Source organism: Saccharibacillus sacchari DSM 19268 (genome assembly GCF_000585395.1).
In the GTDB taxonomy this organism is placed as follows: Bacteria; Bacillota; Bacilli; order Paenibacillales; family Paenibacillaceae; genus Saccharibacillus; species Saccharibacillus sacchari.
The window spans coordinates 1,410,368-1,427,555 of sequence record NZ_KK073875.1 but is presented as its reverse complement, the minus strand read 5'-3'; the positions used below and the strand labels follow the sequence as shown (position 1 = coordinate 1,427,555).

11 protein-coding genes and 1 riboswitch are annotated in these 17,188 nt (G+C 54.0%); of the genes, 8 read left to right on the top strand and 3 right to left on the bottom strand.

The window, feature by feature from the left end; all coding sequences use genetic code 11:
* Positions 1-361 precede the first annotated feature (361 nt).
* The 6 genes from SACSAC_RS06215 to SACSAC_RS06190 all read left to right on the top strand — a co-directional run bounded on the left by SACSAC_RS06215 (position 362) and on the right by SACSAC_RS06190 (position 5,927).
* Positions 362-1,363, top strand: a complete 1,002-nt coding sequence (locus SACSAC_RS06215) for an LLM class flavin-dependent oxidoreductase (protein WP_037284630.1) — start codon at positions 362-364, stop codon at positions 1,361-1,363.
* A gap of 150 nt (positions 1,364-1,513) precedes the next feature.
* Positions 1,514-2,458, top strand: coding sequence for an alpha/beta fold hydrolase (locus SACSAC_RS06210; protein WP_245608590.1), 945 nt, complete (start codon positions 1,514-1,516; stop codon positions 2,456-2,458).
* A 124-nt stretch (positions 2,459-2,582) separates the two neighbouring features.
* On the top strand, positions 2,583-3,050 hold the full coding sequence (locus SACSAC_RS06205; RefSeq protein ID WP_037284626.1) for a hypothetical protein: 468 nt from the start codon (positions 2,583-2,585) through the stop codon (positions 3,048-3,050).
* A gap of 253 nt (positions 3,051-3,303) precedes the next feature.
* Entirely contained in the window at positions 3,304-3,870 is a 567-nt protein-coding gene (locus tag SACSAC_RS06200; protein ID WP_037284624.1) for an SF0329 family protein, read from the top strand.
* Positions 3,871-3,894: 24 nt separating this feature from the next.
* Positions 3,895-4,374, top strand: a complete 480-nt coding sequence (locus SACSAC_RS06195) for a GNAT family N-acetyltransferase (RefSeq protein WP_037284621.1) — start codon at positions 3,895-3,897, stop codon at positions 4,372-4,374.
* A 70-nt stretch (positions 4,375-4,444) separates the two neighbouring features.
* A riboswitch (Fluoride riboswitch) is annotated at positions 4,445-4,506 on the top strand.
* A 65-nt stretch (positions 4,507-4,571) separates the two neighbouring features.
* The gene (locus SACSAC_RS06190) at positions 4,572-5,927 is read left to right on the top strand and encodes a voltage-gated chloride channel family protein (RefSeq protein WP_037284619.1); all 1,356 of its coding nucleotides are present in this window, start codon (positions 4,572-4,574) and stop codon (positions 5,925-5,927) included.
* Between the two features lie 649 nt (positions 5,928-6,576).
* Here the strand turns inward: SACSAC_RS06190 and SACSAC_RS06180 are convergent.
* Genes SACSAC_RS06180 through SACSAC_RS06170 form a run of 3 tightly spaced genes read right to left on the bottom strand, consistent with a single transcriptional unit; the run spans position 6,577 to position 11,081 of the window.
* Positions 6,577-6,783: a DUF2536 family protein gene (locus SACSAC_RS06180; RefSeq protein ID WP_037284614.1), complete on the bottom strand. Its 207-nt coding sequence runs from the start codon at positions 6,781-6,783 to the stop codon at positions 6,577-6,579.
* A 21-nt stretch (positions 6,784-6,804) separates the two neighbouring features.
* Entirely contained in the window at positions 6,805-7,974 is a 1,170-nt protein-coding gene (locus tag SACSAC_RS26855) for a response regulator (RefSeq protein ID WP_051506907.1), read from the bottom strand.
* 26 nt (positions 7,975-8,000) lie between these two features.
* Positions 8,001-11,081 carry an ATP-binding response regulator gene (locus SACSAC_RS06170; protein WP_037284611.1) on the bottom strand — a complete coding sequence of 1,027 codons (3,081 nt, stop codon included), beginning with the start codon at positions 11,079-11,081 and terminating at the stop codon, positions 8,001-8,003.
* Positions 11,082-11,309: 228 nt separating this feature from the next.
* Between SACSAC_RS06170 and SACSAC_RS06165 the strand changes: the two genes are divergently transcribed.
* Complete coding sequence (locus SACSAC_RS06165) at positions 11,310-11,993, top strand: S1 family peptidase (protein WP_169833752.1); 684 nt, start codon at positions 11,310-11,312, stop codon at positions 11,991-11,993.
* 22 nt (positions 11,994-12,015) lie between these two features.
* Positions 12,016-17,184 (top strand): hypothetical protein, encoded by a 5,169-nt coding sequence (locus SACSAC_RS06160; protein WP_037284606.1) that lies wholly within the window; start codon positions 12,016-12,018, stop codon positions 17,182-17,184.
* Positions 17,185-17,188 lie beyond the last annotated feature (4 nt).

Here is a 17,188-nt window from a genome sequence, read left to right as displayed (position 1 = left end):
ATCCAGGGTGGCTTCGCTGCTTGGCTATGATCGATCAACTGTCGTTATAGATCGCACATTCCCTGACGTAGCGCCTAGGCATATCTTCAAACCTCGAAGAAGCTTCACGCGATCACCGTTTTACGATTGCGTAAGACGCAAAAAAGCATGTTGAGCCTTAAAAAATAATAGTCATGGGATACAAGCAAGAGAGAACACCAAGCGGCTGTCCTCTTTTTACGTCTATAATTTTCAGAAAAAAGCCTTACCGTTAACGACGCGCTTGTACGAAACTCAAAGATACCTTACTATAAATATATTAAAGAAATATTATCTAAATTATATTTTACTTGGAAAAAAATTCGTAGGAGGAACACCACTCATGCCAAAACTAAATATAGCCGTCTCCGTACTGGACCTGCTGCCGATTAGGGAAGGAAGCGATACAAGCGCAGCCATCCAACGAATGGTCAGCCTTGCGCAAACCGTAGAAAAACTAGGGTACACCCGCTACTGGATCGCCGAGCACCATAACACGCCCACGCTGATCAGCTCAGCAACGTCGATTTTAGTCAAGCACGCGTTGGAGCATACGAGCAGCATCCGAGTAGGATCGGGCGGGGTCATGCTGCCGAACCATTCCCCGCTGATCGTAGCCGAGCAATTCGGCACGATGGCGACGATGTATCCGGATCGCGTCGACTTGGGCCTCGGTCGTGCTCCGGGAACCGACGAAGCGGCCGCGGCTGCAATCCGTCGTTCCCAGGGCGATTCTGCCCATTCGTTCCCGGATGATGTGAAGTCGCTGCTTACCTATTTGGGTCTGGCACAACATCAAGGAGCAGTCAAAGCCTATCCTGGCATCGAAACCAAGGTTCCACTATATATTCTGGGTTCTTCCACCGATTCCGCGTATCTCGCAGCGAAGCTTGGATTGCCTTATGCGTTCGGTGCCCATTTTGCTCCAACTCGTCTAGGGGAAGCCATTTCCGTATATCGTCAGCATTTTCAGCCTTCTGTACATTTGTCGGAGCCTTACGTCATGGCGTCGGCGAATGTAGTAGCAGCGGACTCGGACGACGAAGCATTGTTTTTAGCATCGACGATGGACCGGGTGTTCTTAAACATCATCAGAGGCGGGCAACAGCTCATGCAGCCGCCTATCGCGAACGTAAATACAGAACCTAACGCACAGGAAAAAGAAGTTCTTTCTTCCATGTCCAAAGTGACCTTTAAAGGCAGTAAAGCTACGATTACGCAGCAGCTGACCCATTTCCAAAGCTTTTACAACGTGGATGAGCTGATCGTCAATTCGTTCATTTACGAGGAAGACAAGCTGAAGCGTTCATTCGAGATTTTAAAAGAAGTCGTCGACGGAAAATAATTTAACGTAAAAAGGAGTGGCCCCGAGTTAGACGGGACCGCTCCTTTTACTATGCAAAAAAACAGTTCATCCTCCGTTCATACTCCATTCATCGAGAAGTCATGCCCGTTCGCTAGACTTAACGTATTCCCATAAAAGGAGCTGAACGGATTGGTCAAGAAAGCGCTACGCATCTTACTAAAACTTTTTATCGCAGCGGCGATCCTGATCCTGCTGTTCATCGCTACGGTCTATACCGTCAATAAAATCAGCAGCGCTTCCGAGCAAAAAAGACTGGAACCTTACGGTCAACAGGTAACAGTAAAAGGTAAGCAAATGAACGTCATGATTCAGGGAGACGGCAACGAAACAATCGTGATTCTGCCCGGCTTCGGTAATGCGTCGCCGGCTCTTGATTTTCAACCGCTGATCTCCGAATTGCTTCCTGATTATAGAGTTGTCGTGGTCGAGCCTTTCGGCTACGGATTGAGCGACCGCACGGAGGAGGAGCGCAGCACCGCGAATATCGTGAACGAGATCCATACCGCGCTGCAAAGCCTACATATTGACCGCTACATGCTGATGGCGCATTCGATCTCGGGCCTGTACAGTCTGGATTACGTGAACGAATACCCGGATGAAGTCATGGCCTTTATCGGTCTGGATCACAGTGTACCGTCGCTGGCCGAGCAGCAGGTGAAAGCCTCGGATATCGCGCCGATCAAGTGGTTCCGGGATTTGGGCTTCCATCGCATACAGTTGAAAATGAGCGCCGATCCTTATGAGGGACTGCCGTACGACGAGGAAACGAAGGCGCAGCTGAACATTTTGACGCGCAAAAACATGTACAACGACATGCAGCTCAGTGAAGCGGTCGACATGTACGAAAATTTCCAGGCAGCAAAGCAGCAGACTTTCCCTACCGATCTGCCGGTGCTACTGTTTGTTCAAGCACATCACCCGGTCGTGGAGCAGTGGGTAGCCGAACATGAGAAACAAATCGCGAATTCCGAGCACGCCGAAGTTATATTATTGGATGCGAACCACTATCTGTACCGCTCGCATCCGCAAGAAATCGCCGAGGGTGTCCGAGCCTTCATGCAGGGATTGAAATAGAGATCGTAGTTAGACCGACCGTTGATCCGAATCTTGGATGAACGGTCTTTTGTTATGGAAACAGGCAAAATGACGTATAATGAAAAGATGCATGTTGGTATGTCTTGTTTGTTTGGAGGTTATCATGAGCAAAAAAAGTGTAGTCCTATCGTCCATCATCTTGATCGCTGCTGTAATCGCCTTATCGACGATTTACTTCGTTCACGGACATCAGAAGCAGCCCGTATGGCAAATGCCTGCTCCCGATATTCCGGTTCAAACCCGAACGTTCGACGGTCTGACCTTTTCGCTGCGAAACGCCGCATACACCGAAGACGGCGTATCGCTCGGAATCGAAGTGAAAGGCGGTGGACAAGTCGAAAACGATTTGGCCTACGAATTTTACAACGACGGACATCGATTCGCTTCCTCCGTCAGCGGCAAGATGTATGAATTGGGAGATCAACATTACTATTTGACAGCGGACACCGACGAAGTCTCCGACCTGCCGGATCGCCTGAACTTGAAAATCAATATCCTATCCCGAAAAAGCGCATTGGAACCTCACCGCCTGAGCGCGACTTTCGAAGTTCCTTTAAACAAAGAAAACTAGGGCTTAAATGCCTTAAAAATGTTGAGAACGTCAAACGTAACTGGAAACTAGAAGACGGAGAGAGAAATTCAGTGAAAGACGCCTTTGAACTCGGAAAACTCCCATTTTAAATTTCAATCCGGTTTTCCGAGTGAGACAGCGAATTGAACGAATGTCTCTCGCAGTCTTCTCGCTTCCCGCGCTAACGTGACTCTCTCAACAGCCTTAAGGCGCGTAACCGCCTTAGGAATAAGCCGAACATAGGAGGACCCTCATGTCCTGGAGCAAACTGCAACAACAACTGGAGAGCTTCCTCTCCCCGTCGCTGAGCGGCAAAGTCGAATACCAAGCCACCAGCTACCGTTACTTGCTCGATAAGTCCGGTACCTGCCATATTTCCGTCGATAAAAAGAATATCCTCAACATGAGCGACAAAACCAACCCGATCCGCTGGTTCCAAAGCGAACTGGAGATCAAAAACGATCCCGAGCTCTACATTCCGGTCAAACCCGAAGACATCGAAGCCGTGCGCAAGTCCGCCAAAGGCCCGATCCCGGAAGACCGTCTCAAGATCATGGCCCGTAGTCGCAAAGCCGGCGAGCATGCCAAAGACATGATGAACGCCCAAGCCGCGCTGACCAAATCCAACTTCACCAAAGACGCGAACAAATTTCTGACCACCCCGATCGAGACCAGCCTGGAAAGCAACGATATCCTGCTGAACATTCTCGCCCTGGTCGATCGCCGCGTCGGCAAAAAGCGCATCCTGAACATGTCCGAGCAGATCAAGCTGAAGCATCCGATCGTGCAGTATTTTTACGAGCTGCGGCGGGACGCTTGATCCGGTCGAAAGGAGGAGAAAGCTATGGAATTTAAAACAGCCGCGATCCATCATCTGCCCCAAATTGTGCGACTGTTAGCGGACGACGAGCTGGGAGCGGCACGGGAACGTTTCGAAGACCCGCTGCCGCAAGCTTATTTGGATGCTTTCGAGCAGATCGAGCGGCAGGCCGGAAATTCGATCATCGTCGCTCTGGAAAACGATGAGGTCATCGGCTGCGTCCAGCTCACGATCATCCCCGGACTCACGAGACTCGGCATGACGCGCGGACAGATCGAAGGCGTTCGCGTGGCGCGCGGGCATCGCGGAAAAGGGATCGGCGAAGCGTTATTCCGTTACGCGATCGACCAAGCGGCGGCTGCGGGCTGCGAGATGATCCAACTCACCACGGACAAAAGCCGCAAAGACGCCCATCGCTTCTACGAACGGCTCGGTTTCTTAGCCAGCCACGACGGGATGAAGCTAACGCTGAACGTGCAGAAAAGCGAGGAACGCCAGCGCTAAGAAACGCGGGCCTGCCCGGCCTGTATTTCGTCATTGACAACCGTCTGCGATTCGGATTATTATGACAACAGTTCAATACGGCGATGGAGTTCGCCATAACCGCCTTTCGGGGCTAATGACTCCTACCCATGATACGTCGTGGGTAGGAGTCTGTTTTGTTTTCGGAACTGAATTCGGAGATAAGAAGGGATACGGGTATGCGAAAAGGATCGAAGAGATGGACTCGATTGGCCGAGCAAACGAGCCATGTTGCATTATGGAGCACCTTTTTAAAATGGATCGTGCTGGGGGGAGCGGTCGGCGTATTGTCGGGAACGGCGTCTGCCTTTTTCCTCAAAAGCCTGAATTACGTCACCGACGTACGCATGAACCACGGCTGGCTGCTGTTCCTGCTGCCGCTTGGCGGGGCTTTGGTCAGCTATCTCTACATGAAATTCGGCAAAAATAGCGCAAAAGGCAACAACCTCATCCTCGAACAAATCAACGAAGGTCAAGAAACCATTCCGCTGCGCATGGCTCCTTTGGTCCTGTTCGGGACATTGGTGACGCATCTGCTGGGCGGCTCTGCCGGACGCGAGGGAACGGCGGTGCAGATGGGAGGAAGCTTGGCGGAATGGTTCGGGAAAATGATTCGGATCGACGCCGCGGATCGCAAAATTTTGCTGATGTGCGGCATCAGCGGCGGCTTCGGATCGATCTTCGGCACGCCGCTTGCCGGCACGATCTTCGGACTCGAGGTTATCGCGATCGGACTGATCAGCCACCGGGCGCTGCTGCCGTGTTTTGCGGCCAGTTTCGTCGGTGACCTGATTGCCACGCGGATCTGGGGCGCTCACCATATTCATTACCGAATCGGCATCGTTCCCGGCGTTGAAATGTCCATCGTGCTTAAAGTCGTCGTCGCTTCGATCTTGTTCGGCCTGGTTAGCTTGCTGTTCAGCGAACTGACCCATGCGCTCAAGCGCGGCTTCACGGCCATATTCCGTAATCCGATGCTCAAAAGCGCCGTCGGCGGATTCGCCGTCATCGCTTTGGTCGCAATCGTCGGAACTCGTGACTATCTGGGACTCGGCCTTCCTCTCATTCAGCAGTCTTTCGAGGGAGAAGTCTCGCCGCTCGCCTTTTTATGGAAACTACTGTTCACCTCCGTCACGCTCGGCGCAGGTTTCCAAGGCGGCGAAGTGACCCCTTTGTTCGCGATCGGCGCTACGATGGGCCATAGCCTGGCTCACCTGTTCGGCCTATACGCACCGTTCTTGGCCGCGCTCGGTTTCATCGCCGTCTTCTGCGGAGCCACCAACACCCCGATCGCCTGCTTCATCATGGGCATCGAATTGTTCGGTTCCGAGGCCGCCGTCTACCTGTTCATCGCCTGTCTGGTCAGCTACGTCTTCTCCGGCCACAGCGGCATCTACACCTCCCAACGCATCGGCATATCCAAAAGCCGCCTGCTAACCATCCCGGAAGGCTCGACGTTGGCGACGGTAAAAGAACTGAGGAAAAAAGAGCGCTCGAGTCATAAAGAGAAGAGCAACGATGAAGACGTAAAATAGCTCGCGCGCTTAGCATTCGATCCCCTCTCAAATAGTAGGTTTGCGTTTGAACGAAGCATACGCGAGTCCAGTGCGATTCGTTCAAGCGCAATGTTGTCTTTATCTGGTATACGCCCTAGTTATGGCCTGCCAAATGTGCACAAAAAGTCAACAAACCAAGCCCGTTTCATTCATTTTTGCTACGAATGCTGCTGTTTCGTCAACATTTCGCCTCCATAAGTCTCCGAATGGGCAAAAATCCGCAAATTTGTTGACGTTTCATCAGCATTCTTTAAATTCAGCCCTCAAAACCTTCAAAATACGCACAAAATGTCAACAATCCCATATCGCACAGCCAAGCCCGTTTCTTCAACACGCATACAGACACTTCATTCTAAACAAAAAGCAGCCCGCGCCAGTGCGCGAACTGCTAAACATGCCCAAAGCCCGATTCAGGGCCTTTGCTCCCTAATCTCTACTCCTACCCTCAAAAAAACGGTCCTATTCTTTCCCAAGCTCCAGCGGAGGGAGAAATTCAGATCGAAACGCCTTTGAACCCGGAAAGATTCCTTATTCAAATCCAATTCAACTTTCCGGGTGAGACAGCGGTTCGAGCGAATTTCTCCCGCAGCGCCCCCAGCTTGGTTCACCCCGAATAGGACCTCCTCATTCAACCCGCAATAAAATGCACGACCGCACTGTACAGCATCTTGTTCCGCACCGGATCGAACGTCACCTGATGCTGAACGTTTTTCACCCGCAGCGCCAGCGCTTTATTGATTTCCATTCGCTCCTCGACCGCACGCTCCAACTCGCGAAAGTCGTAAGCCTGCAAGCATTCCACTTTGTCCTTCATCATATCCAAAATAATGTCCACGTTCGATAAACTCCTTTGCCTCTATAATTGTGCGGCGCGGATGAGTCGTTGGAGTTCCGCCGAAGGCCGCGACCCCAGTTCTTCGTCCAACACCTTTTCCAGCGTCCGATACTGCCGCTTCGCATCCGACTTGCGGTCAAGCGACAAATACAACAAAATGATTTCCCGATGCACGTCCTCACGAATCGGATCAAGCTGCAAAATCCGTTCGAAATAATACAAAGCCCGCAGCGGCTGCTCGATCTTCGCATGATAGCGGGCGGCCGTATCCAGCATCGCGATAAAATCCATCTCCAACTGTCTGGCTCGGGCAAAAGCCCATTCGTAATGTCGATCTTTCAAAAACTCTCCCGTATATAAGGCGTCCATCCGTTCGAAGCTTTCCGGATCATGCCGGTTCTCCGGCGTTCGGCGCATCTGTCGGAACAATTCTTCGAACTCGTACAAATCGCAGTCGATCGCTTCCCGGTCCACGCGAATGCCGCTGCGATCTTTGCGAATAATCGGTGTATCGCCGCCGTCTCCGATCGCGCGCCTCACATAGTATAGCGTGGAATTGAGGTTGGTCGAAGCTTTTTGCGGACTGAGGTCTTTCCATAACGTGTCGGTCAGCACATCCCGGGTAGTCGAGCGATTATAGAGTAAAAAAGCGAGCAATTCCTCCGTTTTCGGCGTGCGAAGCTTGAGCGGACCGTCCGTCCCATCGCCGCCATGTACCGAAAAACCGCCGAATAACCGCACGGTCAATCGTGTTTCGTCTACGGCGGGGCCGTCCGCTTCTGTGCTTTCCGTTTCGAGTTCCGGTTCCCGCGACCCGGCAGACGATTCCTCCAGCCGCTGCTTAAGTCTGGAGATGCTGCGATTCAATCGCTCGGCCGTGACCGGTTTGATGACGTAATCAATCACCTCGTAATCGAAAGCCTGCACCGCATATTCTTCATACCCCGTGACCAACACGATCGGAAGCGAAGGGTGGAATTTGCGCAGCTCGCCGATCAATGTCATTCCCGAGATGCGCGGCATCGTAATATCGAGAAAGGCAGCGTCGAACCGATGCGTTTTGGCATACTCGGCGGCTTCCTCCGGATCATGAAAAGCGCCGCATATCTCGACTTCCCCGCTCGCCGTCAAAATACGGTTCAGCCGCTTGAGCGACAAATCTTCATCGTCCACGATCAGCACTTTCATCATGGCGTTCATCTCCTTCCATGCGTGACTTATCGGGGCAGGTCGAATGCAACGATTGTGCCTTCCCCGTCCGTGCTCTCCAAGCGCAGCTTTCGGCCGTACAACAGTTTCAAGCGGCTGGAAATATTCCACAGCCCCACGCCGCGTGCTCCGTCAGCGCTCTCGAACACTTCTTCGATCCGCTGCTCGGTCATCCCGCATCCGTTATCTTCGATCGTAAAGCGTGTCTCGTTTTCGTTCAAATTGCGAATCGACAGCGTCACGCGCCCGCCGCTAATCCGGGACATCAAACCATGGCGAATCGCGTTTTCGATCAGCGGTTGCAGCGTGAGCGGCGGGATATTCATGCCTCGTTCCACGTCGACATCCACGTCGATTACAACTTCAAGGCGAGAACCGAATCGGGCCTGTTCGATCGCTACATAGGCATGGATCAACTCCAGCTCGTTATGCAGGCTGGTGAGCGAATCCAGGTGCTTGAAATGCACGCTGCGGCGCAGATAACTCGACAATTGGAGAATCAACTGCTCCGCCTGGTCGGGAGCATCGATGCATAGTTCCGCGATCGCGTTGAGCGCATTGTACAGGAAGTGCGGATTGATCTGCGAACGCAAAAATGAAATCTCCGCCGCCCGAGCGGCCTGTACCGATGTCTTCATCCGCGTCAGACTGCCGATTCGCGCCAATAATTCTTCCGACTCGAACGGTTTGGCGACGAAGTCGTTCGCTCCTTTTTCCAAAGCCAGCTTCAATTGATGCGCTTTATTGCCTGCCGTCAGCATCAGCACGGGCAGTTCGGAAGGGGAATACCGCGTGCGAATCCGTTCCAGCAGCTCGTACCCGGACATGTCCGGCATCATGATATCGGCCACGACCAGATGAACCTCCGGAAGCAGATCAAGCAGCTCCAGCACGGATGGAGAACGCGAAGTCACGGCATAACTATACCCTTCAAGTTTGAGCAGATTGACGATCGTTTGCAAATTGGCCGGATCATCGTCCACGACCACGATCCATTCGCCGCGTCGTCCCGATACGATCACGGGCTCGGCGTATCGGAGCATGCGATTCGGAGAATCGGTCGCAGCTTCGGGGAGTACAGGTGCTTTGGCGGACGATTCCCCTTTGCCGTCTGCTAGAGGAATCGTCAGCACGAAGGTCGCTCCTTTTCCCGGCGAGGATTCCGCATGGATGGTTCCGCCGTGCAGCTCGACCAGCTTGCGGGTGATGCTAAGCCCGAGCCCCGTGCCTCCCGTCGGGCCGGCTGCTCCTTCTTGTTCGAATGGAAGGAAGATATGCTCCAGCTTTTCGGCAGCGATCCCGCGACCCGTGTCGGACACGCGAATCTCGGCCTGGCCTGCAACGACGGACGCTTGAATGCTCACTGTACCGCTTTCCGTAAACTTGATCGCGTTACCGACCAGGTTGTGAAGAATTTGAATCAATCGGTTGCCGTCTGCTTGAATCGCGGGAAAGTCGGACGGAATACGGTTTTGCAGCTCGATTTTTTTCGAACCCAACAGGAAGGCGTGCATGCGAACGACCGATTCGACAAACGAAGACAGATTAATGGCGGAGCGATGGATCGGGATGTCGCCATGTTTCATTTTGGAATAGTCCAGCAGTTCGTCCACGAGATAGGTAAGGCGCCGTCCGCTTCCCGTCACAATCGCCAGATTATGCGCCTGTTGATCGGTGAGGGAGCCCTCGGCTCCTTTTAGCAGACTTTCGCCGATGTTGACGATCGCGTTCAGCGGCGTTTTCAACTCGTGGGAGGTGCTCGACAGGAAATCGTCTTTTACTTTGTCGAGCAGCAGCAATTGGTCTTTGAGCGTGCGAACGGTGAGATAGGCTTCGAAAAAGCGCAGTACGGCCAAGAACAGCATCAATACGCTGAACAGCACGATGCAGGCCTGTCCGATATTCATGTTTTCCTTGAGGGAGATCGAGAACAGATTAATGTCCAAACAGTATGCCGTCATGCACAGAATCGACGCGTACCACAGGAAGGCCGGGAATTGCTCGCCGGGCCGGCTGGTTATGAACTGCCGCGCGCATTTGTACAGCAGCCATAGCAGCATTAAGGTATAGAGCACGATCACGAACGGGGCCGCGAGCGTATACACGGAGATCGGCAGCAGCGCGACAAGCGCGATGTACGCTCCGAATATGGACAATGCAACGACCGCGAACGGCTTTGACAAGATGCCTTTTTTGAATCGATAGAAGTACAAGGTCAGCAGTCCCAGGCAAGCTACCGAACAGATGTCTTTGAGTTTGTAAAAGGTACTGAACGACAATTCGCTGCCGAGCATGGACAAGACGCGCTCGCTGATCATGCCGTTGTACAGCGCGTAGAACAGACAGATCAGACCCAACAGCAGCAGGGAATCGTCGCGATTGCGGTATACCGCCGACCCGATGTAACTAATCAAGAAAATGATGGCGATCGTGGTCAGTACTGCCAGAACGCCGAATTCGACGACCTTGCCGGATTGATCCTGAGCCAGCATCGCCCCTTGTTTGCCGAAAAACAGCGGTCCCGGAATGCCGGAATCGGTGTAATCGTAGTTGGCGACGCGGATCAGAATTTCGATATCGCCGCCTTCGTACGGGAAAAAGCCGATCTGAGGCGAATTGCCCGGCCGGTAATCGGAGGCTGTGTCCGCTACCTGTCCGTCTTCGAGCAAGCGAACCCCGTTGACGTAGATTTCGCTGGCAAAACGGATATTCATTTTTTTCAAAGCCAGCATGCCGTGGAAGGGCGCGTTTTTCAGGACGAGGCGATAGGTGGCGAAGCCGTGCGCGGGAAGGGAGCGTCCGTCCGGTTCCAAGCCGCCCCAAGAGCCCGGTACATCAGCGAACGTATCGGGATTCGGAAGCAGTCCGGCTCGGGCCGGAGTTTCGTAAGGAAGCAGGCGCTCCCAATAAAACGCCCATTCGCCGTCCAATCGGATGCGCGGATCGCGTTCGGGATTCCAGGCGGATAAATCCATGACCCCTTCTTGAGCATGAAGCGCTGCCGGCTGAGGCTCGTTGAAGGTGGATAAGAGCAGGACGGTGGCGGCGAGCAGGGCAGTCAGAAGAACGCCGGATAGTTTTAAGAACACGAATTAAGCTCCTTTGGCAAAGAGAATCTGGGTGTCTGATGCGATATGGGCATTGTAGCGGATAATGTTTCGGCGGCGCAATCACATTTCGCGGAATCGTCTGTTTATTGCTTGTTTATTGTGATGAAGTACACTGTGAAGCAAGCGAGCAGTATCGCAGCATGCGCAATGTTCGAAGATGAATTCGTACTACATTTGCATAAATCATGGAAAGACGGGGGTTGGAACATGAGGGGAAGAATCGGGGGCATTGCAGCCGCCGTGATCGCAGTCAGCGTGCTGGGCGGAACGGTCCATGCGACCGAGGCACGCGCTGAAGCAGTCGGGCAGGAGAGTGTCTCGGGAGCGGAAAAGGCTTATCGAGACAGCGCTCCGGCCGTTTTTTACTTGAAAGCTTATCGGAAGGACGGGACGCTCAAGACGGTCGGCTCCGGCTTTTTGACGGGAAACGGTAAAGCGCTGACCGCGGCTCACGTGGTGGAAGACGGCGTGACGTTCGAAGCCGTGTTCGACGACGGGGCCGTGCGCAAGGTAACCGTTCTGAAGTCGGACGAAGAAGCGGACGTGGCGCTGTTGTCGGTCGCGAACGCGGGCAAACGAACGACGCTTGCGCTCGCGGCTGAAAAGTCGCCTGCCCGTTACGGTCAGCGCTCGTTCGCGATCGGTTATCCGTTGAAGGACGGCAAGATCATTACGGAGGGGATCGTCAACGCGCCGAAAGCCGAGGTGAACGGCGAGATCCGACTGCTGACCTCTGCTCAAGTATCGTCCGGCATGTCCGGCGGGCCGCTGCTTAGCGAAGACGGTCGCGTGATCGGGCTGATCTCGGGATCATTTCGAACGATGAGCGGCATCCATATCTGCGTCACCGCGGAAGAGATTCGCAATTTGCTTAAGACTTGGAAGGCATAACAAAGAGAAGGGGAGTTTTTGCATGTTGAAAAAGTTTGGCATTTGCTTGCTTGCTGCGGTGCTCGTATTGACGTCCGCGAGCTGGTCGCCGCTGCCTAAGGCTTCGGCGGCTGCGGAGTATCAGGACGTGTATATTCCGAACGGCGGAGGGAAGATTTTGAACCGCGGGGATATGAGCGATTGGGATAAAAACGTGAAAAACGATGAAGGGAACAACTTCGGTATTTTCCGCGGAAAAGCACCGGGCACATCCCATACATCGGAGCGTTTGAGAACGTTGGGGCCAGAAAGCGTAGTCTTTGATTCCTTTATTATCAATCAATTGGAAAGTACGATCAATGTGAATTCGAACCCGCAACTCAAACGTTTAGCAGCAGGCGGTGGCGCCCAAATGCTTTTTCGAACGGGGAAAGCTGATGCCTGGAACGCCATTGCCATTGTGACTGTAAACAACAAAGAGAAATATAGTGCATCTGTTCCGGAAGGAGGAAAGTTCAATTCTTCGTGGATTCCATTCGGACCGGACGACGTGATTAAGATTACTTTAACCGGAAGTTTTATAAAAAGCATCGATAATGTCGAGCTTTTCTTCGCTGATATTACTCCTCCAGCTTTTAACAGCAGCAACCTTACCCATAGCGGAGTTGTACGTTATAACGGCGATCCCGCTGTTCAAAAAGAGGAGTTGTTCTTGAAGCAGGGGAGTGCGCTTAATTTGGCGTTGAACTTCAGCGAACCGGTCTTTCCGTGGCTTGCAGAAGACGCATCGGAGCGCGTAGATAACAACTTCAGCTTCCTGCGCACGGAACTGTTCAGCAATCCGGGGGGTGACGGCTTTGATCCGTCCGTCTACTACTTGACGAGCAGCGATCCCGGCTACGGAAGTTTCGGATTGAACAGTCTGAACGTAACCAACAATTCGCGCTCCACCTTCAACCTGCGCTACCAAGCCGCGCAGAACGACAGCACCGGCAACGTACCGCTCGACCCGCAGCGCCTGATCGCCGCTTCCGAGCCGGACCGTCCGACGCTGCTGGAGCGTTTGAATGCCGCCGGCTTTGTCGACGGCGCGGGCAACCCGGTTGCGAACTTCACGGGCATCGGCACCGTTCCTTTCGCCGACAATGCCTATCGCAATGGCACCTACCGCACGATCATCGACGCGCGAGAACCGAAATACTCGGCTTCCCGCAACGGCGTGCAGCCCGAAGTCCTCACGGGACTCGTGCTGAACAAAGGCGACGTCGTCGATTTCAACGTGTACCTCAACGAGCAGGTCGTCAGCGCCTACGCGCCGACCGAAAATACGCAGCTGCGATTCACCAACGGCATGACTGCGGCTTACGTCAGCGGACAGAACACCAACACCTGGACGTTCCGCATGAACGTGCCTGCGGGGCAGACCGTAGAGACGGCGTTGCTGGAAACCGCGGCGCTTGAGCACCTTTCCAATCCGGGTGACGGTAAGGCGCTGACTGACTATGCGGGCAACCTGCTTGTCGAGCCGGTCAAGTCGATTGCTTGGGCCGGACTGTCCGTGGATAACACGGCGCCTCAAGTGAACTTCGTCTACGAGAACCAGGACGGCGAAGTGATCCCGGAAGGGCAATACGTGGGCAACGGATCGATTATCGTCAACGCCTTCGATCCGCAGTTGAACGGCACGGACAGCCAAGGATTGTTCCGTCCGGGCAGCGGTTCGGGTCTCGTTTATTACATTCTCAACCAAGATCCGACAGATCCGTTAGCCGGACAAAACGACAACTTCGCGGCAGTGAAGCGTTACTCGCTGACGCAAAAGCAGCCTTCGGAAGAATTGTATCCGTCGGGCTTTGACGGCATCGAACTGTCGGCTGCCCAGAACGGCGCGAAGATCGAACTGCCGGGAGATCCTTCGCAGTTGAACGGCAATTGGTATCTGCATGTGTGGACGGCGGACATGAGCTGGGATTCCGCCCGCCAGCGCATGCAGTACGACAAAGGCAGCACGGAACGCGCGGCTTATCTGGCGCAAAATCCGGAAGCGACGGTGGCCGAGCAAGAAGACAACTACCGCCGCAACATTTTGCCGACGTTGTCCGACTACAGCAACGTCTCGCAATGGCCTCTGAATGATTTTAAAAACGACGATTCCAACTGGTCGTACAGCGTCGGTCTGCTCAAGATCGATAACGACGATCCGACCGTGGAAATCGCCGATGTGACGGACAACAATTCCGACAACGTCAAGATCACGGTCAAGGCCGCAGATCCGACGTCTTCGATCAAGAACGATAAGATCCAGTACCAGTTTACGGCAGTGGGCGGACAGCCTACGGATTCCGGCTGGCAAGATGCCCCGTTGAACGCGCAAGGACAAGCGGAAGTATCTACGCTGAACGATCCGGCGATTGCCAAAGGCGGACGTTACGAGCTGCACGCCAAGGCGGAAGACGTTGCGGGCCACTCCGCAATCGCCGAGCCGAAAGCCGTCGACGTGCTGGTCATTACGACCCGTTTTAAAAGCTATACGACGGACTACGCGATCAACGACGGACCGGATTTCACCATCGCCGGCGTTCCGATCGACACGGCCGAGTACCAGTACACCCAAAGCTCCGAGCGTCCGGTAGGCAATGCGGATTGGACCGCGTTCGAAGAAGAGCCGAAGGAAACGAAGCTGGGCGACGAAGCCGCTTCGCGCTACAAATTCCCGGCGGACAAGGACATCAACGGCACCTGGTACGCGCATGTGCGCATCAAGCAGCAGGATACCGGACGCTATTACTACTATTATAAAGAGTACAAATTCGACCACCTGCCGCCTGAAGTGAAGTTCGGTTCGCAAGGCTATCTGTATCCGATGGCCCAACAGACCGTTCAAGTAGCGGTGCATGACACGCTGGCCGACTTCGGCGGCGTAGCCGACGCGAATATCCGTTACCAATGGATCAAAGTCGTGAAAGGCGAAGACGAGAAAGAACCCGATCCGGAAGGCAAAGGCTGGAGCAAGATTCCGGCCGACCGAACTGCCGTGCTGGAAGTCGACGACAAGAAGGATAACGGCAACTACCGACTGTACATCCATGCGCAAGACAGTCTCGGCAACGGCAAACTGTATCGCACAAGCGGTCTGTTTGCGGCCTTTTACCTGAGCAGCGATCCGCCTGTCGGCAGCGCGAGCTTGATTCGCACGGAAGATGCGGGAGCTGACGGCCATCTCGCCATTTTGCAAATGAATGTCGACGTTCCGGCGCAGGAAGGGTATTTCTACTCGGTTTCCACGAACGGCGGAGATAACTGGAGCACCTGGATGCCGTACACGAACTACGCGGGCATTCCCGTTGATTCGGATGACCCGGAAAACTTGAAGTCGAAGATCCGGGTGAAATTCAAAGGCTACTACGACAACGTGAGCGACATCGTAACGCCGACGGTACAAATCCAAGATGCCCCGGCTTACGCGCTGGCTTCGCTGGAACAGATCATTCCGATTCGCGGCGGCGATAAACTCGAAGACGGCGGTCAGAATATCGGCCAGGAAATCTTGTTCGATCAGGCGGACGGCAAGACCGTAACCCCGACCGAAGGCAACCCGGAAATGCCGGAGACGCTGGAGCCGAACGAGCGCTTCAAGATTTATCGGAACGGCAGCTATTCCTTCAACGTGAAAGACGGCGAGAACGAATCGATCGTGTTCATCGTGGTCTCGAATTTCGACGACACGCCGCCGATCGTCAATGTTAAATACTCCACGATCGCGGCGACCAACGGGACAGTGAAGGTGAACCTGCAATCGAGCGAGGCGATCCGGATCACCAACCTGAAGACGTCGTCCAAGACGTTTAAGGAAAACGGCGAGTTTACGTTCGAGTACGAGGATGCGGTTGGATTTACGGGCAGCGCGACAGCGACGGTCAACAACATCGACACCACGCCGCCGGAAGCGGATATCGTGCTGCATTATAACCATCCCGACCTCAAAGCGCTCATTCGCTATAACGGCGGAACCGTCCTGGTGGACAGCGCGGGTGACGGCTACAATGCGAACGGCGAGTTTACGCGTTTCGCGGTTCCGACCAAGGACAACGTGATCGCGTCCAATCTGGTCGTGGCTCAAGTGCTGCCGAAAGCAGGACAGGTCCAGGATTATCAGGTCGTGTCGAACGGCGCGGGCAACAATCAGGCTTCATTCGTGATGACGGCTAACGGAAAAGCAGGATTCACGCTGGTCGATGCCGCAGGCAATAACGCGAAGCTGGCTTCCGAAGAGATCTCGACATTGGTCGGTTCGATCCCGGACGTGAAGGAGATCAAGTTGGTTCGCGTGGATAACGACGGCCGCGAGATTGCGGGCAACGAGATTGTTCGCATCGGCGATCGGGATTATTCTCGCGGCAAAGTCCGGGTCAGCCTGGACATGCAGCCATCTTCAGTCGCGGGCAACACGATCTATGCAGGCAATGTTCCCGTGTCCGCATTCAACATCGAGTACGCGAGCGGCGGCGCCAAGTCGATCCTGCTCTCCGACGTGCTCGGCAACAAACGCACGATCAACTTTACCGTATCCGATCTCGACAATACCGCGCCGACGATCCGTCTGAACAAAGCGTCGGCGACCGTGCTGCAAAACAAACCGAACTTCGACCTGGCAGCCGACCTCGGCGGTTACGAGACGAACGACAATCTGTCGACTTCGGAAAATATCACGGTAACGGCTGCCGAATATGTGCTGGAAGGCGGTCAATATGTCGAGAAACCGCTGAACCTGTCCACGACCGGCAAGCACACGATTCGTTATACGGCAAAAGACCAGTTGGGCAACGCGGGTTACGCGCTGCAAACGGTGTTTGTCCGCTCGACGGACGGCATGTTCGTGACGGCCAACGGCGTTCCGCTGTCCGATACCGAATCGGAGACCGCGATCCTGAACACGGGCACGGTTACGTTCAACGTGAACAACTTCCGTACGATTACGACAGGCGACGGAACCAAGCTTGAAAATGAGCAAGGCACGTACGACGTTTATTACTTCCCGGGTCTTGTACGCGAAGGCCAACTGAAATATATCGCCACCAAAGTGACGTACGAGCAGTTGGTCAGCCAGAACTTCAAAGTCACTTTGCCGAAGGCAGGCTGGTATACCGTCGTCGTGCAAAACCAGGAACGCGAACGTGTCTATTCCACGCTGCTCGTCAATCGGGTCAATTAATAGC